The sequence below is a fragment of the Pseudomonas sp. AC016 genome, assembly GCF_979253365.1.
Genome location: NZ_CEEDCC010000001.1, coordinates 3,061,476 through 3,083,679 on the forward strand (window position 1 = coordinate 3,061,476; position 22,204 = coordinate 3,083,679).

Below are 22,204 nucleotides of genomic sequence, written 5' to 3' on the forward strand. Positions count from 1 at the left end.
TGACAGCCTAGTGAAACGCAATGAATTCGTCAAAAAATGATCTCCATATAGAACACAAAGACCATTTAAGTACTTTATATAGATCATTTTGACATTCGGATCATTGTCTTGGTCAGAGCCGGACCGCACCGCTCGTTTTTATCGCACCTCGGTTATCCAGCTCACTGAAGCAGAATCGAGTACAAGGCCTGGGGCAAGCCCTCATGAATGACCACTGCAACCCCACCTTCCAAACCCGGCGATGGGAGGCATGGAGCGCAACAGAGTGAGTCTTGATCACTGATACACATTCGCAGTCTTCGGTCCGCCCCCGTGCTCGAATTGCTTCAGGGGCGTCGATTTCAACTCGGCGCCAAGGAGATCAATGGCGTTCAACCTTGCCGCCTCACCAGGCATCATCAGGTTAATCATGACTTCATCGGTGCCATAGTCGTTGGCAAGCCGTTGTAGTTGTAGGGCGACCTGAGGAGCTGTCCCCGAGCCTTAGAGACGCGGCGGTGAAGCGTTCGAGCTGGGCAGCCAGAATGAATTCAGGAATACCATCGATTTGCAGCGCTTCCATCACCATACCTACTGCGAGAAGATTTATTGAGCAATGCAACTGCACCAGTAATTGGCAGGGATATCATCGCCCCGCTGCTATAGAGCGACAGGCTTGCCATCCTCAGTCGGGGTACGCAGCGTGCTGCATGGCTTCGCGATGGTCCATCTGCAATCGGCGTAGCATCGCCACACCGGCCGATCCAGCCATCTGCTTGCTGAGCGCAATAATCAACCCGCTGCTGAACTGCATCGATTTGCAGGAAGCTACCGGCTTATGAACGGCTGCCGCAAACGATGAATCCTGCGCCTGCATGGCGAGCCTTCAGTTGGCTGGACTTTCCCTACAGCTCCGTCGGATCTGTACCCAAACACCTGACATTATGCACTGACAGCTTCACCCTCCTCAGCTCTGTAACCTCTCCACCAGCTGAACATTCAGCCAGCGGATTTGGCGATCCGGTCATGGACCTATAGCATTGCTCCTTCAAGCCTCGGCAGACCAAGCCGAGGCTTTATGGTAGCTGTGTGCGGGAGACCTTCGGGTCTGCCGGGTATCCATACCGGTTCGCCAACCTGCACACAGCCGCCACCTATTCGTTTGGCGACGGAAAGGTTGCGGAATCGATTTTCATAATGGATTTCTGCCTCATGGATAAGCACGTCAACCCGCCCCACATCCCCACCCTCTTCACCCGCCACAAAGCCCACCTGCACGCCATCCGCCTGCAAGATCAGACCTGGTTCTGCGCTCGCGATCTGGGCATTCTCATGGGAATGTTTCTCGACGAATTCCGGGCACGCAAGCTCGCCCCTGATCAGCGCAAGACCTTGTGCCTGCAACGCTACGGCGAAGCGCAAGAGACGTTGATGGTGAGCGAGTCGGGAGCTTATGCACTGCTGGTCTACCATCACGCGCCGCACAACGGACCGTTGCGCGAGTGGCTGGAGCATCACGTTGTGTCAACCTTGCGCGACATGCAGCAGCCGCCTGAATCGCAGCGTCCTACGCTGGGCTTGCTGCAGTGGCCGGGTGTGTCGTTGAGCTTGTTGAACTGGCAGGACGAGTCATGGATTCGCGTGCGTGACATGCCGGAGATTCTGTTGGAGCAATCACGTCAGGGCGGCGGAAAGACGGCTTCGTGGTGGCGACGGTTACGCGCCCTGTGAGTTAAAAAGCATGAGGTGATCGCAGTGCTGGGCTCAACGAAAACCACGCATGTTGAGCTCAGCGGACAGATTGCACTTGAAGCCTTTCAGCACTTCCCGTTAACACCCTGTATCCATTCCCCAACTGCCCTTAATCCTTGAATGACGCACGATAACGCCCCGTCGCTCATATCAAGGAATGATCCATGTCGCTGGCCATTGTCCATAGTCGTGCCCAGGTCGGGGTTGAAGCCCCGGCGGTTACTGTCGAAGCGCATCTGGCCAACGGCCTGCCCACGCTGACGCTGGTGGGGTTGCCCGAGGGCGCGGTCAAGGAGAGCAAGGACCGGGTGCGCAGCGCCATTCTCAATTCCGGGCTGGATTTTCCGGCGCGGCGTATCACCCTCAATCTCGCACCCGCCGATTTGCCCAAGGACGGCGGTCGGTTTGATCTGGCCATTGCGTTGGGTCTGCTGGCGGCCAGCGGGCAGGTACCGTTGACGGCGTTGCAGGATGTCGAGTGTCTGGGCGAGCTGGCGTTGTCAGGTGGCATTCGGCCGATCCAGGGTGTGTTGCCCGCAGCATTGGCAGCGCGTGCGGCGGAGCGCACGTTGATCGTGCCTGCGGTGAATGCCGAAGAAGCATGTCTGGCGTCGGGTTTGCGGGTCATTGCAGCCAATCATTTGCTCGAGCTGGTGGCGCATTTCAATGGACGCACGCCGATTGCGCCGTATCAGTCCAGCGGGTTGCTGCATCAATCCAAGCCTTACCCCGACCTCAGCGAAGTGCAGGGGCAGACGGCTGCCAAACGTGCATTGGTGGTGGCTGCGGCTGGCGCGCATAACCTGCTGTTCAGTGGCCCGCCCGGTACAGGAAAGACGCTGCTGGCCAGCCGACTGCCCGGTTTGTTGCCGCCGCTGGATGAGTACGAAGCGCTGGAAGTGGCAGCGATTCAATCGGTCGCCAGCCAGGTTCCGCTGACCAGTTGGCCGCAGCGTCCTTTTCGACAACCGCATCACTCCGCGTCGGGGCCGGCGCTGGTGGGCGGTGGCAGTCGTCCGCAACCGGGCGAGATCACATTGGCTCACCACGGAGTTTTGTTTCTGGATGAGTTGCCGGAATTCGACCGGCGCGTGCTGGAGGTTCTGCGCGAGCCTCTTGAGTCCGGCCATATCGTGATTTCCCGGGCGCGGGATCGGGTTCGGTTTCCAGCGCGCTTTCAGTTGGTCGCGGCAATGAATCCATGCCCATGTGGCTATCTGGGTGAACCGACTGGCCGCTGCCGCTGCTCTACAGAACAGGTGCAGCGCTACCGCAACAAACTGTCCGGCCCGCTGCTGGATCGCATCGATCTGCACCTGACGGTTGCGCGCGAAACCACCTCGCTCAATCCCGGCCCGCAGACTGGCGATACTACTGCCAGTGCAGCCGCCATCGTTGCACAGGCTCGCGACCGACAGAATCGGCGTCAGGGCTGCGCCAATGCATTCCTCGACCTTCCGGCCCTGCGCAAACATTGCGCGCTGTCGAGTGTCGATGAGACATGGCTGGAAACCGCCTGCGAGCGTTTGACCCTGTCACTGCGCTCGGCGCATCGGCTGCTGAAAGTGGCTCGGACCCTGGCGGATCTGGAGCAGGTGGAGGCGATCAATCGCGGTCATCTGGCGGAGGCGTTGCAATATCGGCCTGCGAGCGGGTGATAGGGCATGAATCATACGCTCTCCGGATGAAAGCAATCGCAACACCTGCTGGGAGGACAGGTTTACGGCTAGACTACGCGCAAGAAGCCTGTTGCTTCGCAACGAAAGCTGGGGATCATCATGACTAAAGTCAAAACAAGCGAGCTCTCGGAAAAAGCTATCCAGAACCTTGAAGCCCATATCCCTGAAATGGCTGCTGGGGCGACCTATGCTGCCTATATTCGTGCGCTGGCCGCCGGGCACAGCGTCCTAAGGGTCCAGGGCTCGAACGTGGTTGAGACGAAAGCGGACGGTGCGAGTCGAGTCGTTGCCAAGGCCAAGCCTCGGCGCAAGGTGACAGTCGGCCAGATAATCACGGTCAAGCGATTGGCTGCCGATGCCTAGATTGCGCATATTTGCTGGTCCGAATGGCTCAGGGAAAAGCACAATCAAGGATCAGATAGCTCCCAACCTCATTGCCACGTACGTCAATGCAGATGACATCGAGAAAAGCGTCAAGGCAACCGGGTTTCTCGACTTGACGACGTTTAACCTCTGCACCACGGCAGCCAAACTGCATGAATTCCTTGATACACATCCGCTGATCGAAAAAGCCGGGTTGCAGGAGCAGGTTAAAACTATCTCACTTGAAGGCCAGCGAATAGATTTCCGTGCGGTCAACATGAATTCCTATTACTCCTCTGTGATTTCGGATTTCATTCGCCACAAACTGCTGGATCGCATGGAAAGCTTTACGTTTGAAACCGTCATGTCATCCCCGGACAAGGTCAGCTTCATGAAGCTTGCACAGCAGAGAGGTTATCGAACCTATTTGTATTTCGTGGCCACAGAGTCGGTAGAAATAAATATCAACCGAGTAGCGAACCGGGTCGATGATGGCGGGCATCCGGTACCGGAAGATAAGATCCGTCAGCGCTACAAGCGTTCTCTGGAGCTTCTTCCCTCTGCGGTTTCAACGTCCAACCGGGCTTACATTTTCGATAATTCAGGCGAAAAATCTGTCTGCCTTGCTGAGATAACGGAAGGCACTGATTTGCAATACCGCGTCGAGGACATGCCCGACTGGTTCATGGAGCAGTATGTGGACAAGGTCATCGGCGCAAACGGCTGAAATCGCTCGTTCCCACAGATTTTCGAGCACTGTTTTTCAAACCTGAAAAGAACATGCCAGTGCAAAGCACTGGCATGTTTACATCAGAGTTGACGCAAGCTACCCCTCACCGAAACCGATCAACCTCTTTACGCAACTCACCCGCCAGCGAATTCAGCTCTTCAGCCGTAATGGCCAGATTGGAGACCACTTCGCGCTGTTCACTGTTGGCCATGGCGATGCTTTGCAGATTGCTGCTGAGCATGGTGGCAGTGCTGCTTTGCTCTTGAGTGGCTGTGGTGATCGCGGCGAACTGATGACCGGCGGAGCGGCTCTGTTCGTCGATCTGCGCCAGCGCCGAGGCGACTTTGGCGTTGAGCGACAGACCTTCCTGCATCAGCACGTTGCCTTGTTGCATGGTGCTGATGGCGTTGCCGGTTTCCTGCTGGATGCTGGCGATCATGCCGGAGATTTCGTCAGTGGCCTTGCGGGTGCGCGAGGCCAGGCTGCGGACTTCGTCGGCGACCACGGCGAAACCGCGACCCTGTTCACCGGCGCGTGCAGCCTCGATGGCGGCGTTGAGGGCCAGCAGGTTGGTCTGGTCGGCAATCGAGGTGATCACGCCGACGATGCTGCCGATTTCCTGCGAGCGCTGGCCCAGGGTGTCGATCACGGTCGCGGTGCTGCTCAGCGAAGTGGCGATCTGTTGCAGCGATGAGGACGCTTCATCCATCGAGGTACGACCGATACGGGTCTGTTGCGCGTTTTCCTGCGCCAGTCGCTCGGTGTTGCCCATGTTGTCGGCAATGTTCATCGACGTTGCGCTGAACTCTTCAACCGCGCCCGCCATGCTGGTGATCTCGCCGGACTGCTGCTCCATGCCTTCGTAAGCACCACCGGACATACCGGAGAGTGCGTGGGCACGGGTGCTGACTTCCTGCGCGGCGGTGCGGATGTGCGACACCATCGAGGAAAGCGCTTCGCTCATCTTGTTGAAGCTGCCCGACAACTGACCGATTTCGTCGTTGCTGGTGATGTTCAGGCGCACGCTCAAATTACCGGCGCCCAGCTCATCGGCCTGACGGACCAGTTCGGAAAGCGGACGCAGTTTGCTGCGCAGCAGCCAGATGGCGCTGATGACGGCAATGAGCATCGCCAGCAAGCTACCGATAGCCAGTTGCGTGCCGACGTCCCAGGTCACGGTGCTGATTTCATCGCCCGGCATGCTGGCAATGACAGTCCATGGCCCGCCCGCGAACGGCTGGCCAACGCTGTAGATGTCCTCTTTGCCGTCATTCCAGAACTGCGCCTTGCCCGGCTTGCTGGCCAGATCGGCAACGGCTTTGGCAGCGCTTTCAGGCGACTGGATGCCCGCGGGTGGAACGAGCCAGGTGCCTTTTTCATCCAGAAGGGCCAGCGAACCGGTGCTGCCGATGCGGAAATTTTTCAGGTCGTCGAACTGGGTTTTCTGAGCGTCGGTGTAATCGAAACCCACGAACAGCGCGGCGATGATCTTGCCGCTGCTGTCACGAACCGGGCTGTACTGGGTCATGTAATAGCGATCAAACAACACCGCCTTGCCCACGTAGCCCTGGCCGGACATCAGACGCTCGTAGGCAGGTGCCTTGCGATCCAGCAGCGTGCCGATGGCGCGCGTGCCGTCCTGTTTGCTCAGCGAGGTGCTGATACGAATGAAGTCATCGCCGCTGCGCACGAAGATTGTTGCCACACCGGCGGTCAGCCGACGGAACTCGTCCACTTCGGTGAAGTCATTATTCAGCGCCGTGTCGCGCAGGAACAGGCCGGGCGTTTGAGTGCCTGCCACGGTGACCGGTTTGTCGGCCTGCAGGGTCAGGCCAGCTGCAAAGCGCTTTTCAAACAAGCCGCTTAGACGCTGGGTGCTGTCACGCAGGGTGCTGTGGAAGGTGTTGAGCTGATCGGCGAGCAGTCTGGCCTCACTGGACATGTGCTCTTCGCGGATGACCAGATTGGATGCATCCAGGGATCTCAACGCAAAAAGCGTACTACCACTGATGACGACTGCCAGGATCACTGCCAGGGCGATACCGAGTTGCGTGGCAATCCGGGTGCGGGGCTTGGACATAAAGGCTCCAGACCGAATGATTATCGCCAGATCCTTGGCTCATCGTTCAGCAAACGTTAGTTAGGTGTTGTACCGTTTTGAACAAACGGTTCTTAGGCAATGCTTCGGCCAACAAGATCGATACTTGAGTATCTTGCGCGGACATTAGTAAAGATGGCATTTTCGCACTATGCGAGGCGTATTAGTGCAAAATTTCAACTAAGGGCAATTTCATCGCCTGAACTTCGGCCTGCAGAAAGTCGCTCAACCGCCGCAACCGCTCTACGCCGGGCCTCGTACGCGGCCAGACCAGATAATAATTTTCGCCACTGGCTACCGCTGTGCGCCACGGCAGGCTCAGCCTGGCCTGCGCAACGTCTTCCGCGACCATCAGCAGATCGCCCATCGACACCCCGTAGCCGCGTGCCGCTGCAATCATTCCCAGTTCAAGCGTATCGAATACCTGACCGCCCTTGAGCGAGATCTTGTCCGCCAGTCCCATTCGGTTGAGCCAGGTGCGCCAGTCGCGTCGATCCGGCGTCGGGTGCAGTAACTCGGCATTGGCCAATCGCTCGACATTCCACGGCGGGTCCTGAAGCAAAGTCGGCGCACCGACCGGGATCAGCCATTCCGGAAACAACAATGTGGCTTCCCAGTCCGCCGGAAAGTGACCATGACTGAGCAGGATCGCGCAGTCGAACGGCTCCTGCGCAAAGTCCACGGCATCGATGTCCATCCAGGCGCTGGTCAACTGCACCTCATTGCCAGCCTGCAGGTGACGAAAGCGACTGAGCCGCGCCAGCAGCCAACGCATGGTCAGGGTCGACGGCGCCTTCATGCGCAGAATGCCTTCTTCTGTCTGCAAGGTACTGCATGCCCGCTCCAGGGCCAGAAAGCCGTCCCGCACGCCCGGCAACAGCGCCCGCGCCGACTCGGTCAGCTGCAGGTTGCGCCCGTTGCGCTGAAACAATCGGCAGGCAAAGTGCTCTTCCAGCGTGCGGATGTGCCGGCTTACGGCACTCTGGGTAATAGACAATTCTTCCGCCGCACGGGTGAACGAGGTGTGCCGGGCCGCAGCTTCGAATGCACGCAACGCATAAAGAGGAGGGAGACGACGAGACATGCAGGCTTTCCTTATCGACCAGACAGCCACTGTACTGTAAATAGGCTCGCATGAGTTTTAGTCATGCTGAGCATCGGATTTATCGCTTTGTGCTTTTGACCTCGAATGCCGACAATAAGCGGCTCATCAGTCCTTCCGCCGTAGAGCATCGTTACCATGCAACAGCCCGCCCTCAAAGAACTCTGGATCATCCTGCGCCTCGCCGGGCCGCTGATCGCCTCGCAGATGGCGCACATGCTGATGGTGTTCACCGACACGGTGATGATGGGCAAGATCGGTCCTGAAGCTTTGGCTGGCGGCGGTCTCGGCGCGGCCACTTATAACTTCATCTCGTTTTTCTGTGTGGGTGTGATGGCGGCTGTCGGCACGCTGGTTTCCATTCGCCACGGCGCAGGCGATACCGAAGGCGCGGCCCGGTTGACGCAGGCCGGACTGTGGCTGGCGTGGGGCATGGCGTTGGTAGCGGCGCTGATTCTTTGGAATCTGGAACCCATCCTGCTGCAATTCGGCCAGGCTGAAGCCAACGTGCACATGGCCGCTCAATTCTTGATCACCCTGCCGCTGGCTCTGCCCGGACTGCTCAGCTTCATGGCCCTGCGCGGCTTCACCAGCGCGCTCGGCCGCGCCCGGCCGGTGATGACCATCAGCCTGATCGGGGCCGTCGCCAATTACCTGCTCAACTACGTGCTGATCCATCAATGGTTCGGCCTGCCCAATCTGGGCCTGATGGGCATAGGCTTGGTCACGGCCATCGTGACCAACTGCATGGCGCTTGCGCTGGCGTTGCACATCGGGCGGCACCCGGCCTATGCGGCGTATCCGATTCGCAAAGGGCTGTCGAAGCTCTCACGCAGCCATCTGGCCGAGTTGTGGCGTCTGGGCCTGCCGATTGGCGGCACCTACGCCGTTGAAGTCGGGCTGTTCACCTTTGCTGCGTTCTGCATGGGCGCGATGGGCAGCACCCAGATGGCGGCGCACCAGATCGCGCTGCAGACGGTGTCCATGGCCTTCATGGTGCCGGTCGGCATTTCCTACGCCGTGACCATGCGCATCGGTCAGCACTATGGCGCTGGCAACATGCTCATGGCCCGTACTGCAGGACGTCTGGGGATTGGTTTCGGCGGCACGGTGATGCTGCTGTTCGGCCTGCTGTTCTGGCTGGCACCGCATCAGATCATCGGGCTGTTTCTGGACATCAACGACCCGGCGTTCGCCGACATCGTGGTCATGGCCGTGCAGTTGCTGGCCATTGCGGCCTGGTTCGAATTCTTCGACGGCACACAGACCATTGCGATGGGCGCGATTCGCGGACTCAAGGATGCGCGCACGACCTTCCTGGTCGGCCTGCTCTGCTATTGGCTGATCGCGGCGCCTGCCGCGTGGCTGCTGGGCTTTTCCGCCAACGGCGGGGCTCCGGGCGTGTGGTGGGGTCTGGCGCTGGGCCTGCTCTGCTCGGCCGTGGCACTCACCGGCGCATTCGAATGGAAAACCGCAAGGCTGCTGCGCAAGCACCCGGTCGGCGAGACCGTGATGGGCTGACGCGTCAGGAAGACGCGGGACTGCGGGACGCTTCACAACCACTCGCGTCCGATTTCAGCCATTCGACCAGTTGCGGCATCGGCAGCGGTCTGCTGATCAGGTAACCCTGCAACTGATCGCAGGCAAAACCGCGCAACAGCGCCAGTTGCCCCGGTGTTTCAACCCCTTCGGCGACTACCTCCAGACTCAGGTTGTGCGCCAGATTGATCATGGCATGCACCAGCTTGCGGTTCTCCTCGCGGGTTTCCATTTCACCGACAAAGCTTTTGTCGATCTTGAGCAGCGTGATCGGCAGGCTGTTGAGGTGCATGAAGGACGAGTAACCCGTACCGAAGTCATCCAGCGAGAAACGCACACCCAGGCGTCCGAGGGCGTCCATGGTCTGCCGGACCTGATCGCTGCGTCGCATGACGGCGGTTTCGGTCAGTTCGAACTCCAGCCAGTGCGCGTCGATGTCGTGCTGAGCGATCAGACGGTTCAGGGTCGCCAGCAGCTGACTGTCCTGAAACTGCCGGAACGAGAGGTTGATCGCCATGTGCAACGGCGCGAAACCGTGCTCACGGAGCATTTGCATATCGCTCAGGGCACGGAAGATGACCCAGTAACCCAGCGGCACGATCAGACCGCTTTGCTCGGCCAGCGGCACGAATTCGTCGGGTGACAGCAGCCCACGCTCGGGATGACGCCAGCGCACCAACGCTTCCAGCCCGACCACCCGGCCGGTGCTCAGACACAGCCGAGGCTGGTAATGCAGTTCCAGTTCGTCGCGGCGCAGCCCACGGCGCAACTCGCCTTCCAGGTCCGCCAGGCTGCGGGCGTTGCGATTGATGCTTTCGTCGAACAGATGAAACGTGCAGCCATTGAGACTCTTGGCCTGACGCATGGCGATGTGGGCGTGCCACATCAACGAGTCGGCGCCCGCCTCGGCCTGTGAATGAGCAATGCCCAGACTGCAGCCGAGTAACAGGCTTTCCCCGCCGATCCAGTAGGGCTCGGCCAGAGCGTCGGTAATGCGCTCGGCCACTTGCGTCGCCCGCTCCGCGTCTTGATTGGTATCGATCAGCAGAGCGAATTCGTCGCCACCCAACCGGGCGATCTGGTCGCCGGCATGGAGCTGGTTCTTCACCCGTCCCACGACCTGCAGAATCAGCCGGTCACCGGCCTGATAACCCAAGGCGTCATTGGCGCGGCGAAAGTCGTCCAGGTCCAGATGCCCGAGCGCCAGATGGTTGCCACCGGCAAGACGTGCGGCCAGCATGGCCTGAAACCCCTGTCGGTTGGCGATCCCGGTCAGCGTGTCCTGTCCGGCCAGACGCTGCAGGTTTTCTTCGAGACGGCTTCGCTCACGAACATGCCGCAGGCAGCGACGAAGGGTGTCATCCGTCAGCGCATCGCGCACCAGCCAGTCATTGACGCCGGTCGGCCCCACCAGCGGCTCTTCGTCGAGCAGCACCACCATCGGCAAGGTGCAACTGCCGGTAGGCGGCTGCAGGCCGGGGGTGGTGAACAACACCGTGTTGCGTTCGTTGCCGTAGCGGGTAGAGAACGTCTGCCAGTCGGCAGCGTGCAACAGCGTGACCGCATGGCCCGGATCGGTCAGACAACCGCTCAACAGCGTCTGCCAGGATGGCTCTTGTGTCAGCAAAAGCAACCGCAAGGGTTCGACAGGCGTAGGCAATCTAACTTCCTAAGTTCAAAGGAAAAAACGATGGTCGCGCCCTCTCGGGAACGCGACGAATACACTTCTCTTCGCGCCGCGGCGCAAATGTAACAAAAAAGCAGAAATTAGATAGCCGTTACCACCTTTCTGCGATGACCGCCGCATGAAACCTGCTGGCCTGCTAAAATGCCCGACCTTTTCGCAAGCGACTTTTCAGACCGTCATGTCCCGACTCAATCCCCGGCAACAGGAAGCGGTGAACTACGTCGGCGGCCCTCTTTTGGTGCTCGCCGGTGCAGGCTCCGGCAAAACCAGCGTGATCACGCGCAAGATCGCGCACCTGATCCAGAACTGCGGCATCAAGGCCCAGTACATCGTCGCCATGACCTTTACCAACAAGGCTGCGCGCGAGATGAAGGAGCGGGTCGGCACGCTGCTCAGGGCGGGTGAAGGACGCGGCCTGACGGTGTCGACGTTCCACAACCTGGGCCTCAACGTCATCCGCAAGGAGCACACGCGGCTGGGTTACAAGCCGGGCTTCTCGATCTTTGACGAGACCGACGTCAAGGCATTGATGACCGACATCATGCAGAAAGAGTATTCGGGCGACGACGGCGTCGACGAAATCAAGAACATGATCGGTGCCTGGAAAAACGACCTGATCCTGCCTGCCGAAGCGCTGGAAAACTCGCGCAACCCCAAGGAACAGACCGCCGCCATCGTCTACACCCACTATCAGCGCACGCTCAAGGCTTACAACGCGGTGGACTTCGACGACCTGATCCTGCTGCCGGTGAAGCTGTTCCAGGAACACGCCGACATTCTGGAAAAGTGGCAGAACAAGGTCCGCTACCTGCTGGTGGACGAATATCAGGACACCAACGCCAGCCAATACCTGCTGGTCAAACTGCTGATCGGCACCCGCCACCAGTTCACCGTGGTAGGCGACGACGACCAGTCGATCTATGCCTGGCGTGGCGCACGGCCGGAAAACCTGATGCTGCTCAAGGACGACTACCCGTCGTTGAAAGTCGTGATGCTGGAGCAGAACTACCGCTCCACCAGCCGCATCCTGCGCTGCGCCAACGTGCTGATTTCCAACAACCCGCACGAATTCGAGAAACAGCTCTGGTCCGAGATGGGCCACGGCGACGAGATCCGGGTCATCCGCTGCCGCAACGAAGACGCTGAAGCCGAGCGCGTCGCCGTGGAAATTCTCACCCTGCACCTGCGCACCGACCGGCCTTACAGCGACTTTGCGATCCTGTACCGCGGTAACTATCAGGCCAAGCTGATCGAACTGAAACTTCAGCACCATCAGATTCCGTACCGGCTTTCGGGCGGCAACAGTTTCTTCGGCCGTCAGGAAGTGAAAGACCTGATGGCCTATTTCCGCCTGCTCGTGAACCCGGACGACGACAACGCCTTTCTGCGGGTCATCAACGTACCGCGTCGGGAAATCGGCTCGACCACGCTGGAGAAACTCGGCAACTACGCCACCGAGCGCAAGATTTCGATGTACGCCGCCACCGACGAAATCGGTCTGGGCGAGCATCTGGACAGCCGTTTCACCGACCGCCTGCAACGCTTCAAGCGCTGGATGGATGGGGTGCGTCAGCAATGCGCGCAAAACGACCCCATCGCCGCGCTGCGCAGCATGGTCATGGATATCGATTACGAGAACTGGCTGCGCCAGAACAGCTCCAGCGAGAAAGCCGCCGACTACCGCATGAGCAACGTCTGGTTCCTGATCGAAGCGTTGAAGAACACGCTGGAGAAGGACGAAGAAGGCGGCATGACCATCGAGGAAGCCATCGGCAAGCTGGTCCTGCGCGACATGCTCGAACGTCAGCAGGAAGAGGAAGACGGCGCCGAAGGTGTGCAGATGATGACCCTGCACGCGTCCAAGGGTCTGGAGTTTCCCTACGTGTTCATCATGGGCATGGAAGAGGAAATACTTCCTCACCGTTCCAGCATCGAAGCCGACACCATCGAAGAAGAGCGTCGTCTGGCCTACGTGGGCATCACCCGTGCGCGCCAGACCCTGGCCTTTACCTTCGCCGCCAAGCGCAAGCAGTACGGCGAAATCATCGACTGCGCGCCCAGCCGTTTTCTGGACGAGCTGCCGCCCGACGATCTGGCCTGGGAGGGCAACGACGACACCCCGACTGAGGTCAAGGCGGTACGCGGCAACACGGCCCTGGCGGATATCCGCGCCATGCTGAAACGCTGACCGGCACAAGAATCGATCATTTATTGCGCAATGGCGCACCCAAGGAACCGAAGTGGAAGCACTGCACAAGAAGATTCGCGAAGAAGGCATCGTACTGTCCGACCAGGTCCTGAAGGTCGACGCGTTCCTCAATCATCAGATCGACCCGGCTCTGATGAAAGCCATTGGCGACGAGTTCGCCCGGCTGTTCGCCGACTCGGGCGTCACCAAGATCGTCACCATTGAAGCGTCGGGCATCGCGCCAGCAGTCATGGCAGGCCTCAACATGGGCGTGCCGGTGATCTTCGCGCGCAAGCATCAGTCGCTGACCCTGACTGAAAACCTGCTGTCGGCCACGGTGTACTCGTTCACCAAACAGGTCGAAAGCACTGTCGCGATCTCGCCGCGTCACCTGAGCAGCGACGACCATGTGTTGATCATCGATGACTTCCTGGCCAACGGCAAAGCCTCGCAGGCGCTGATTTCGATCATCAAGCAGGCGGGCGCCACCGTTGCCGGACTGGGTATCGTGATCGAGAAGTCGTTCCAGGGCGGCCGCGCCGAGCTGGACGCGCAGGGCTATCGCGTCGAGTCACTGGCCCGGGTCGAATCGCTGGCTGACGGCGTCGTCACCTTCAAATAACAGCGTTCAGTTCAGCACACCGAGCGCGCGCAACCGTCGATACAGGGTGCGCTCGCTCAACCCCAGCTCTTTCGCCAGCTCGCTGCGTGAGCCCTGAAATACGCTGAGCGCGTGGGCGAGCTTCTCCAGTCCGTCGTCCTGACGGCGATGCAGCACACGTCCCGCCTCGTTATGCCCGCGTACTTCGTCAGGCAGATCCTGCACGCGAATTACCCCGTCGTCGGTGAACAATCGGGCACGGTCGAGAATATTGCGCAGCTCACGGATATTGCCGGGGTAGCTGTACAACCGCAGCAGCTTCATGGCCTCGGTATCGATACGCGGCACCGGACCCTGCGAGCTGCGCTGCAACAGACTGTCGATCAGCAGCGCCAGGTCATCGGTGCGCTCGCGCAACGCGGGCAGTCGGATCGGGAAGGCACTGATGCGATAGAACAGGTCCTGCCGAAAACTGCCCTCGGCCACCATGTCCTTGAGTGGCTTGTGGGTTGCGGTCACCAGCCGGAAGTCAGAATGCACCGTTCTCAGACTGCCCACCGGGCGGAAGCTGCCCGACTCGATCAGCCGAAGCAGTTTGACCTGCATCGCCAACGGCACCTCACCGATCTCGTCGAGAAACAGCGTACCGCCATGGGCCGCTTCGGCCAGGCCGGTCTTGCGTTGCAGCGCGCCAGTGAATGCGCCCTTCTCGTAGCCGAACAGCTCGCTCTCCAGCAGCGTTTCGGTCAGCCCGGTGCAGTCCACGACCACCAGTGGTCCGGCGGAGCGCGAGCTGCTGGCGTGCAGAGCGCGAGCGAACAGCTCCTTGCCAGTGCCGGATTCACCTTGCAGCAACACCGGAATCTGCGCGGGCGCGGCGCGTTGCAGCGCAGCCAGGACATCCTTGAACGCGGCCGACCGACCCACCAGCCCATGCCGCTGAGGTTGAACCGAGGCCACGGCCACCGAACTCAGGCGCTCGACGTAGGCAATCACTTCGCCCCGATCACCCAGGATCGGACGCAGTTCGACATCCACATGCTCCGGACCACGCGGGGTGTGGTGAATATGCAGAAGGCGCTCCGGCAGCTTCGTTTCGTGCGCCTTGCGCATGGGGCAGTGCTCGCCGGCCTGATCGCAGGGCACCGCGTATTGATGCGACACCCGATAACACTTCTCGCCCACATGCGGCACGCCCTCGACCCCGAACTGACGCTGGTAGGCAGTGTTCGCAGCAATGATGTTGTAGTCGGTGTCGAGCACGATGGTAGGACGCGCATCGTGTTCAAGGTAGGACACCAGTGACTGCATGCGGCGGCCAGACGAGTCGGAGGCGATGAGAGACATGAAGGTTCCTGTTGCGGGCGCAGGGTAAGCGTGGTGAAGCTTACCCGATCGAGCTGCCAGATACTGCCAATGACTGCCACTTTACTGCCAGAAAGTGGCAGTAACGTCGAAAACCAGACACGTGCAGCGCTCTGCATCAACCTGACGAAAGCACTTCAAACAAGGGATCCAAGCCTGCTCTCGCTCCGGTTGGCATGTTACTTGTAATGTCTATCGAAACTGCCAACCGCCTTGCCTGCCACTGCGGGTATGAGCGATTTACAGTCAGGGAGATTCGAAGATGATCATCGGTGAAACGCTATACGTCGAAGCACTGTTCGACAGCCACACCTGGACCGTCAGTTATCTGGTGATGGACCTGCCCAGCAAACAGTGTGCAATCATCGACAGCGTGCTCGATTACGATCCCAAATCCGGTCGTACCCACACCGAGTCGGCCGACCGGATGATCGGCCGCGTGCGGGCCTTGCAGGCTTCGGTGCAGTGGATTCTGGAAACCCACGTGCACGCCGATCACCTGTCCGCTGCGGCCTATCTGAAAGAACACCTGACCGGGCAGATCGCAATTGGCCGGCACATTACCCAGGTTCAGGAAACCTTCGGCGCGCTGTTCAATGCACCGGGCGACTTTGCCCGCGATGGCAGCCAGTTCGATGTACTGCTGGACGATGGCGCGACGTTCGCCATTGGCTCGCTGCAAGCCCGGGCGCTGCACACACCGGGGCATACGCCTGCCTGCATGAGCTACCTGGTCGAGATCGGCGGTCAGACCGTGGCGTTCGTTGGCGATACGCTGTTCATGCCCGACTATGGCACTGCGCGCTGCGACTTCCCCGGCGCCAGCGCACGCACACTGTACCGATCGATCCGCAGGCTTCTGGACCTGCCGCCGCAGACCCTGCTGTTCATGTGCCACGACTACCTGCCCAACGGCCGGGCGCTCAAGTACATGACCACCGTGGCCGAACAGCGCGCCAGCAATATTCATGTACGGGACGGCATCGACGAAGACGCGTTCGTCAGCATGCGCGAAACCCGCGATGCAACGCTGGAAATGCCGGTGCTCATGCTGCCCTCGGTGCAGGTCAACATGCGTTGCGGACACCTGCCCGAGCCTGAAGACAACGGCGTGCGCTATCTGAAAATCCCGCTCAATTCTCTCTGAATCCAGCCAGCTTCCGGACTTCTGCAATGACTGCCTCAAACACTTCCTGCCAGATTCTGATCGTCGGGGCCGGCGCTGCCGGTATCTCGACCGCCGCAAGCCTGCTCGCCCGCGACAAGACACTGAACATCACGCTCATCGATCCGGCCGACACGCACTATTACCAGCCTGGCTGGACGATGGTCGGCGCGGGCATCTTCTCGCCCGAGGCCACCGCCCGCAGCATGGCGTCGCTGATTCCCGAGGGCGTGCAATGGATCAAGGCCGCCGTGGCGAGTTTCGAACCGCAACTCAACAGCCTGACGCTGCAGGACGGCCGCACGCTCGGTTATCAGCAACTGGTGGTCTGCCCTGGGATAAAGCTGGACTGGGCCGCCATCGACGGGCTGGTCGAAACGCTGGGTAGCAACGGCGTGACCTCCAACTACCGTTACGATCTGGCACCCTATACCTGGAAGCTGGTTCAAAACCTGAAGCAAGGCCGTGCGCTGTTCACCCAGCCACCGATGCCGATCAAGTGCGCGGGTGCGCCGCAAAAGGCGATGTACCTGTCCTGCGATCACTGGCGCAAGGCAGGTCGTCAGGGGCAGATAAAGACGCAATTCTTTAATGCCGGTGCCGTGCTGTTCGGCGTGGCGGATTATGTTCCGGCCCTCATGGAGTATGTCGATCGCTATGCCATCGACCTGCAATTCAGCCACAAACTGGTCGCGGTCGATGGGCCAGGCAAACTCGCCACTTTTGTCCGCACCGGGCCCGATGGCGTCAGTGAAACCGTCGAGCAGGGCTTCGAGATGCTGCATGTCGTGCCGCCGCAGACCGCACCGGACTTCATTCGTAACAGCCCGCTGGCTGACGCCGCAGGTTGGATGGACGTGGATCCGGCCACGCTCCGTCATAAGCAGTTTGCCAATGTGCATGGCCTGGGTGATGCCACCAACACCAGCAACGCCAAGACTGCGGCCGCCGCCCGAAAGCAGGCGCCCGTGGTTGCCCACAACGTGCTGGTGGCGATGGGGCGTCTGTCTGATCCGGTTGCCTACGATGGCTATGGCTCGTGCCCGCTGACGGTCGAGAAAGGCAGGATCGTACTCGCCGAATTTCTGTATGGCGGGAAAGTCGCGCCGAGCTTTCCACAATGGCTGCTCAACGGACGCCAGCCAACGCGCCTGGCGTGGTGGCTGAAAGAACGGGTGCTGCCGCCGCTCTACTGGCACGGCATGCTCAAGGGCCGCGAGTGGCTGGTCAAACCGAAAAAGGCCGCTGCCAGACATGGATGAACATCAACTGTTGGGGGCGGGTCTGGGCGCGATCATTGGCGCGGTGCTGGCACTGACTGGCGCGGGCGGCGGCATCCTTGCGGTGCCGTTGCTGGTGTTCGGGCTCGGGTTGTCGATTGTCGAGGCGGCACCCGTCGGTTTGCTGGCCGTGGGTATGGCTGCTGGCGTGGGCGCGGTGCTGGGTTTGCGGCAAGGCATTGTGCGTTATCGCGCTGCGGCTTATATCGCCGGGATCGGCATCGTGATGGCGCCGATAGGGCTATGGCTGGCTCACCGCCTGCCCAATGAGCCGCTGGCGCTGATTTTCTCCGCCGTGTTGCTGTATGCCTGCTCACGCATGCTGCTCAGGGCCCAGCGTGAATTGCGCGACGGCAAACCCGCGCCGCGTGCCGACGTGCTGCCCTGTGTACTCAATCCGCTGCAAGGTCGCCTGCGCTGGACCATGCCGTGCTTGCGCGCGCTGACGATGACCGGCATCGGCTCGGGACTGCTGTCCGGCCTGCTCGGCGTGGGCGGCGGTTTCGTGATCGTGCCTGCGCTGACGCGCTACACCGATCTGGACATGAAAAGCGTCATGGCGACATCGCTGGCGGTGATTGCTCTGGTGTCGACCGGTAGCGTTATCAGCGCTTCCTTGAGCGGCGTCATGCACTGGACCATAGGCCTGCCGTTTGCACTGGGTGCGATGCTCGGCTTGTTGGCGGGCAGACACATCTCGCGCTATCTGGCCGGGCCTCGGTTGCAGCAGTTGTTTGCCGGATGCGGGATTGTTGCGGCAGGCATGCTGGCCATCTCAGCGCTGTCGACCTGATGAGCCTGCCCTTACTCCGCGTTCATCGTTATCCACAAGTCCGCAAGACGCGCAAAACGGGGGCAAAAACGAAAGTGACTGACTGAATGCATACCCCGTGGTCGCAGCAAGACTCGGGGATAACGCTGAGCACAAGCATGGGCATGATCGGCGTGCTTGAGATCATGCGGATCGTTCCTACGCTCCGCGTGGGAATGCCTCCCAGGACGCTCCGCGTCCGCTCTTGAATGTGGCGCAGATGCGTGGACAAGCTCCAGCGTTATCCACGTCATGCGCTCGGCTCACTGAATCCGCAATCTGTGCCATTTGTGACGCGGAGCGTCACGGGAGGCATGCCCACGCGGAGCGATGGGCACGATCATCGTATTCCTCCAAGAGGACTTGTGTATAACGATGAGCGCAGAGCGGGAGCGATCATTGGGCTGTGTTCTGCAATCCGGCCAACAGCAGCCTTTGATACAGTTCTTCGCGCAATCCCTGTGGCTGATCAAGCTGCATGCGCTGCAGATGCTCCATGTACGCATCAGGCTCCGGCGCGTCGAGGGTAGCCTTGCCCAGCTCCAGAATCTCGGTGATCTTGAATTTTCCCTTCAGCCAGTTCAACGCTCTCAGCAGGTCGCGCTCCTGCGGGGTGAAGTCGCAGCCCAGCGGGTATTCAGTGAACAGCGCGGGATAGCGTGAAGCAATGTCCTGCAGACGCTCTGGCGTGTTTTGAGTGAAGCGCGGATCCAGGCTGAAATTCTTCGGCAGTTTGCCAGCCTTTTGTGCCTGTTCGATCAGGCCACCTTGAAAGCGCGAGTCACTGATGTTCAACAGCCGCTCGATGACAGTCGCATCCGTCTGACCGCGCAAGTCGGCGATGCCATATTCGGTCACAACGATGTCGCGCAGGTGCCGGGGAATGGTCGTGTGGCCGTATTCCCAGACGATATTGGAGGTGGTCTCGCCACCCGACTCTCGCCAGCTGCGCAGCATCAGAATCGAGCGAGCGTCTTCCAGCGCGTGGGCCTGGGCCACGAAGTTGTATTGCCCGCCTACACCACTGAGCACACGTCCATCTTCAAGCTGATCGGCCACCGCAGCGCCCATCAGCGTGACGGTGAACGCACTGTTGATGAACCGCGCATCGCGGCGCTGCAAGCGCTTGAGCTCTTCATGTCCGTACAATTCGTTGATGTAGCTGATGGCGGTCATGTTGAATTGCGCCAGCCGCTCGGCAGGCAACTCGCGCAGTCGCTCGTAGAAGCTGGTCGGGCCGAGGAAGAAGCCACCGTGCACCACGACGCCATCGGGATGAGCGTTTTCATCCAGCGTGCCCATGTTGGCCAGCCGTTGCAGCTCGGCATCGGGGTACACCTTGCGCCGGATGATCCCGGCATCGGCCAGCACCAGCAGACCGTTGACGAACATTTCGCTGCAACCGTACAGACCGCTGGCAAAGGGCTGCATCCCGCCTTCACGGTCAATCAGGGTCTGCCAGTTGCTCATGTTCAACTCGGCCAGCAAGGCGCGCCAGGTTTCGTTGTCCGCCTGACGGGCCAGCAAGGCGCCGGTCAGCGCATCGCCCATCGAGCCGATGCCGATCTGCAGCGTGCCGCCGTCACGCACCAGGGTGCTGGCATGCAGGCCGATCAGATGGTCCTGATAGCCCACCGGCATGTTCGGGGTGGAGAACAGCGTGCTGCGTTCCTCTTCGTCCAGCAGCAGGTCGAACGCCACGCTATCCAGTTCCGAGTCGCCGGGCATGTAGGGCAAATCCGTGTGGACCTGCCCAAGGATCAGAATGGTCTCGCCCGCCGCACGTCGCTTGGCGATCATCGGCAGCAGGTCGAGGGTCACGTCCGGGTTGCAACTGAGGCTCAGCTTGCCGGGCCGTTGATCGTCACGTGCCACCAGCTGCGCGACAAGGTTCAGGCCACAGGCATTGATATCGCGGGCTGCGTGACTGTAATTGCTGCTGACGTAGTCCTGCTGGGCGGACTCGCTGTTGAGCAGGCTGCCTGGCTGCATGAAGAACTGCTGAACACGGATGTTGCCCGGCAGGCTGTCGCGACGCAGTGCGGCCAGAAAGTCGAGTTCGGGATAATCACCGAAGGTGCGTTCCAGAAATGGCTCAAGAAAGCGCGCCTGCAAACCTTCGCCCGGTGTCGGTCGGCCCAGACTCAGCGCGGTGTAGATGGTCAGCCGCCGCTCGGGCAACTCACTGATCCGTTGATACAGCGCGTTGACGAAACGATTGGGTTTGCCCAGCCCCAACGGCATGCCGAGGTGAATATGCTCGGGCAACTGCGAAAGAACATGATCAACGGCTTGCTCGATGGAACAGGACTGCGGCATCCCAGCTCTCCTGATTTGTTATTGGATGCAGCTTGGACAGGTGCGGGCGGGAAAGTGCTGCGTGGCGTGTGATTTGATCGTTTCATGTTCTGCGCCCGCTCCAGAACCAAAACAACAATGGCTGACTGAATAGATCTCCCGTGGGAGGCGGCTTGCCGGCGAGGCGTTTTCTGCAGCGCAGTATCAGTGACTGGGCTGACGTCATCGCCGGCAAGCCGCCTCCCACAATCCGGTATCTGCTGCGAAACTTGTGTTAACCGACGAGCCCGGAAGATCAGCTCGATCAGCAGCCCAAATGATTACTTCAACCCGGACATTTTTTGAATGGCAGCCTTGAGGTCTTCATCCGAGCAGTCGCCACACGTGCCCTTGGGCGGCATGGCATTGATGCCGGTGATGGCTTTGGCCAGCAGGCCGTCGAGGCCGTTTTCCGCATCCGAACGCTTTTTCCAGGCCGCGGTGTCGCCGATTCTAGGCGCGTTGAGCATGACGCCGCTGTGGCAGACGGTGCAGTGTTTGGCTATCACATCATCCGGTGATCTGGGACCGCCCGCCCTGGCAGAACCTGCGACCTGCACGCCCGGACACTCCTTGCCCTGAACACAGACCTGCCCGACCGGCTCGAGCCGTCTGGCGATCTCTTCATTGCTCGCCGCCTGAGCGTTGAGTGCCCAGAACGCCAGTGCCGCGGCGACGGCCAGAAGCTTGTTTGTCAGGTTCACGCTAACGCCCTCAAGGTGACTGGATCACACCTGCGGAACGGGCTGGCAGGCTGAAAAAGTATAGCGGTCAGCTGGCGGAGCCGAAATGTGCCCACAGTCGGAAAGATGCATTCGGCGACGAACACGACCCGCCGCCACAACGCCGCAAAGCGCCTGAAAACAGGGCCTGCGGATCAACGGCGGTCAGAAGTTGGCAGGAGTGGCTGCGCTGATTAGTCGCGCCGGGGCGTCGAACGGATTGCGAAAACGGTGCGGACGGGTGCTTTCGAAGTAATAGCTGTCGCCGACTTCGAGGATGTACGTGTCCAGACCGACCACCAGTTCCAGGCGCCCTTCGACGATGATCCCGGTTTCCTCACCCTCATGAACCAGCATTTCCTCACCCGTGTCGGCACCCGGCGGGTAGGTTTCGGTGAGAAAGGCGATGGCGCGACCCTGATGCGATTTGCCGACCAGCTTCATGGTCACCGCACCGTCCGAGATATCGATCAGTTCGCTGGCCTTGTAAACAACCTGAGTCGGGTTCTCGGCTTCGATTTCTTCGGAAAAGAATTCGACCATCGACATGGGAATACCGCCCAGCACCTTGCGCAGGGAGCTGATCGACGGGCTGACGCTGTTCTTCTCGATCATGGAAATGGTGCTGTTGGTCACGCCTGCACGCTTGGCGAGTTCACGCTGGGACAGGCCCTTGAGCTTGCGGATCGATTGCAGTCGTTCACCCACGTCCAATGCGGTATTCCCCCGGATTCAGTCAGGTCAGGTTGTTATGAACGCCATGATGGCACAGCGTTCGATATTTACAACACTCGAGCGGCGACCGG

The 22,204-nt window shown here is 60.2% G+C and carries 18 protein-coding genes; 10 read left to right on the forward strand and 8 right to left on the reverse strand.

Features of this window, described 5'->3' with window-relative positions:
• Positions 1–664: 664 nt before the first annotated feature.
• Complete coding sequence (locus AC0IXS_RS13895) at positions 665–856, reverse strand: hypothetical protein (protein ID WP_122667943.1); 192 nt, start codon at positions 854–856, stop codon at positions 665–667.
• A gap of 335 nt (positions 857–1,191) precedes the next feature.
• Here AC0IXS_RS13895 and AC0IXS_RS13900 point away from each other — a divergent pair, with 335 nt between their 5' ends.
• The 4 genes from AC0IXS_RS13900 to AC0IXS_RS13915 all read left to right on the forward strand — a co-directional run bounded on the left by AC0IXS_RS13900 (position 1,192) and on the right by AC0IXS_RS13915 (position 4,500).
• On the forward strand, positions 1,192–1,710 hold the full coding sequence (locus AC0IXS_RS13900; RefSeq protein ID WP_122499229.1) for a BRO-N domain-containing protein: 519 nt from the start codon (positions 1,192–1,194) through the stop codon (positions 1,708–1,710).
• 185 nt (positions 1,711–1,895) lie between these two features.
• Entirely contained in the window at positions 1,896–3,389 is a 1,494-nt protein-coding gene (locus AC0IXS_RS13905) for a YifB family Mg chelatase-like AAA ATPase (RefSeq protein ID WP_057410613.1), read from the forward strand.
• A gap of 120 nt (positions 3,390–3,509) precedes the next feature.
• Positions 3,510–3,773 carry a hypothetical protein gene (locus tag AC0IXS_RS13910; protein WP_029241726.1) on the forward strand — a complete coding sequence of 88 codons (264 nt, stop codon included), beginning with the start codon at positions 3,510–3,512 and terminating at the stop codon, positions 3,771–3,773.
• Positions 3,760–4,500: a zeta toxin family protein gene (locus AC0IXS_RS13915; protein ID WP_029241727.1), complete on the forward strand. Its 741-nt coding sequence runs from the start codon at positions 3,760–3,762 to the stop codon at positions 4,498–4,500. Before AC0IXS_RS13910 ends, AC0IXS_RS13915 begins: the two co-directional genes overlap by 14 nt.
• Before the next feature lie 106 nt (positions 4,501–4,606).
• Here AC0IXS_RS13915 and AC0IXS_RS13920 read toward each other — a convergent pair whose 3' ends face one another.
• Together AC0IXS_RS13920 and AC0IXS_RS13925 are read right to left on the reverse strand one after the other, a co-directional pair.
• On the reverse strand, positions 4,607–6,583 hold the full coding sequence (locus AC0IXS_RS13920; protein ID WP_471824903.1) for a methyl-accepting chemotaxis protein: 1,977 nt from the start codon (positions 6,581–6,583) through the stop codon (positions 4,607–4,609).
• 181 nt (positions 6,584–6,764) lie between these two features.
• Entirely contained in the window at positions 6,765–7,685 is a 921-nt protein-coding gene (locus tag AC0IXS_RS13925; protein ID WP_122573953.1) for a LysR substrate-binding domain-containing protein, read from the reverse strand.
• Positions 7,686–7,841: 156 nt separating this feature from the next.
• Here AC0IXS_RS13925 and AC0IXS_RS13930 point away from each other — a divergent pair, with 156 nt between their 5' ends.
• The gene (locus tag AC0IXS_RS13930; RefSeq protein WP_057410610.1) at positions 7,842–9,224 is read left to right on the forward strand and encodes a NorM family multidrug efflux MATE transporter; all 1,383 of its coding nucleotides are present in this window, start codon (positions 7,842–7,844) and stop codon (positions 9,222–9,224) included.
• Positions 9,225–9,228: 4 nt separating this feature from the next.
• Here the strand turns inward: AC0IXS_RS13930 and AC0IXS_RS13935 are convergent, their stop codons facing one another.
• Complete coding sequence (locus AC0IXS_RS13935) at positions 9,229–10,902, reverse strand: putative bifunctional diguanylate cyclase/phosphodiesterase (RefSeq protein WP_471824905.1); 1,674 nt, start codon at positions 10,900–10,902, stop codon at positions 9,229–9,231.
• A 205-nt stretch (positions 10,903–11,107) separates the two neighbouring features.
• On the opposite strand from AC0IXS_RS13935, the gene rep reads away from it, so the two are divergent.
• Together rep and AC0IXS_RS13945 are read left to right on the forward strand one after the other, a co-directional pair.
• Positions 11,108–13,117 (forward strand): DNA helicase Rep, encoded by a 2,010-nt coding sequence (gene rep, locus AC0IXS_RS13940; RefSeq protein WP_004887427.1) that lies wholly within the window; start codon positions 11,108–11,110, stop codon positions 13,115–13,117.
• Positions 13,118–13,169: 52 nt separating this feature from the next.
• A complete protein-coding gene (locus AC0IXS_RS13945) occupies positions 13,170–13,739 on the forward strand; it encodes a xanthine phosphoribosyltransferase (protein WP_004887429.1) in 570 nt (189 codons plus the stop codon).
• A gap of 6 nt (positions 13,740–13,745) precedes the next feature.
• Here the strand turns inward: AC0IXS_RS13945 and AC0IXS_RS13950 are convergent, their stop codons facing one another.
• On the reverse strand, positions 13,746–15,065 hold the full coding sequence (locus AC0IXS_RS13950; RefSeq protein WP_320470630.1) for a sigma-54 interaction domain-containing protein: 1,320 nt from the start codon (positions 15,063–15,065) through the stop codon (positions 13,746–13,748).
• 280 nt (positions 15,066–15,345) lie between these two features.
• Here AC0IXS_RS13950 and AC0IXS_RS13955 point away from each other — a divergent pair, with 280 nt between their 5' ends.
• Genes AC0IXS_RS13955 through AC0IXS_RS13965 form a run of 3 tightly spaced genes read left to right on the forward strand, consistent with a single transcriptional unit; the run spans position 15,346 to position 18,321 of the window.
• Positions 15,346–16,230, forward strand: a complete 885-nt coding sequence (locus AC0IXS_RS13955; protein ID WP_320470629.1) for an MBL fold metallo-hydrolase — start codon at positions 15,346–15,348, stop codon at positions 16,228–16,230.
• A gap of 26 nt (positions 16,231–16,256) precedes the next feature.
• Positions 16,257–17,510: an NAD(P)/FAD-dependent oxidoreductase gene (locus tag AC0IXS_RS13960; protein ID WP_057410607.1), complete on the forward strand. Its 1,254-nt coding sequence runs from the start codon at positions 16,257–16,259 to the stop codon at positions 17,508–17,510.
• Positions 17,503–18,321: a sulfite exporter TauE/SafE family protein gene (locus AC0IXS_RS13965; protein ID WP_122667948.1), complete on the forward strand. Its 819-nt coding sequence runs from the start codon at positions 17,503–17,505 to the stop codon at positions 18,319–18,321. The genes AC0IXS_RS13960 and AC0IXS_RS13965 overlap by 8 nt, the downstream gene beginning before the upstream one ends.
• A 414-nt stretch (positions 18,322–18,735) precedes the next feature.
• Here the strand turns inward: AC0IXS_RS13965 and AC0IXS_RS13970 are convergent, their stop codons facing one another.
• The 3 genes from AC0IXS_RS13970 to AC0IXS_RS13980 form a co-directional block, all read right to left on the reverse strand.
• Positions 18,736–20,658 carry an acetyl-CoA hydrolase/transferase C-terminal domain-containing protein gene (locus AC0IXS_RS13970; RefSeq protein WP_057409577.1) on the reverse strand — a complete coding sequence of 641 codons (1,923 nt, stop codon included), beginning with the start codon at positions 20,656–20,658 and terminating at the stop codon, positions 18,736–18,738.
• Positions 20,659–20,957: 299 nt separating this feature from the next.
• On the reverse strand, positions 20,958–21,380 hold the full coding sequence (locus AC0IXS_RS13975; RefSeq protein ID WP_057409576.1) for a c-type cytochrome: 423 nt from the start codon (positions 21,378–21,380) through the stop codon (positions 20,958–20,960).
• 183 nt (positions 21,381–21,563) lie between these two features.
• A complete protein-coding gene (locus AC0IXS_RS13980; RefSeq protein ID WP_004887127.1) occupies positions 21,564–22,112 on the reverse strand; it encodes a cupin domain-containing protein in 549 nt (182 codons plus the stop codon).
• Positions 22,113–22,204: the final 92 nt, after the last annotated feature.

Bases quoted from the DNA above. Each gene is read 5' to 3' on its own strand.
- AC0IXS_RS13925 (WP_122573953.1), bottom strand. From the start codon at position 7,685: ATGTCTCGTCGTCTCCCTCCTCTTTATGCGTTGCGTGCATTCGAAGCT.
- AC0IXS_RS13955 (WP_320470629.1), top strand. From the start codon at position 15,346: ATGATCATCGGTGAAACGCTATACGTCGAAGCACTGTTCGACAGCCAC.
- AC0IXS_RS13970 (WP_057409577.1), bottom strand. From the start codon at position 20,658: ATGCCGCAGTCCTGTTCCATCGAGCAAGCCGTTGATCATGTTCTTTCG.
- AC0IXS_RS13905 (WP_057410613.1), top strand. From the start codon at position 1,896: ATGTCGCTGGCCATTGTCCATAGTCGTGCCCAGGTCGGGGTTGAAGCC.
- AC0IXS_RS13930 (WP_057410610.1), top strand. From the start codon at position 7,842: ATGCAACAGCCCGCCCTCAAAGAACTCTGGATCATCCTGCGCCTCGCC.
- AC0IXS_RS13910 (WP_029241726.1), top strand. From the start codon at position 3,510: ATGACTAAAGTCAAAACAAGCGAGCTCTCGGAAAAAGCTATCCAGAAC.
- AC0IXS_RS13950 (WP_320470630.1), bottom strand. From the start codon at position 15,065: ATGTCTCTCATCGCCTCCGACTCGTCTGGCCGCCGCATGCAGTCACTG.
- rep (WP_004887427.1), top strand. From the start codon at position 11,108: ATGTCCCGACTCAATCCCCGGCAACAGGAAGCGGTGAACTACGTCGGC.
- AC0IXS_RS13965 (WP_122667948.1), top strand. From the start codon at position 17,503: ATGGATGAACATCAACTGTTGGGGGCGGGTCTGGGCGCGATCATTGGC.
- AC0IXS_RS13900 (WP_122499229.1), top strand. From the start codon at position 1,192: ATGGATAAGCACGTCAACCCGCCCCACATCCCCACCCTCTTCACCCGC.
- AC0IXS_RS13920 (WP_471824903.1), bottom strand. From the start codon at position 6,583: ATGTCCAAGCCCCGCACCCGGATTGCCACGCAACTCGGTATCGCCCTG.
- AC0IXS_RS13895 (WP_122667943.1), bottom strand. From the start codon at position 856: ATGCAGGCGCAGGATTCATCGTTTGCGGCAGCCGTTCATAAGCCGGTA.
- AC0IXS_RS13960 (WP_057410607.1), top strand. From the start codon at position 16,257: ATGACTGCCTCAAACACTTCCTGCCAGATTCTGATCGTCGGGGCCGGC.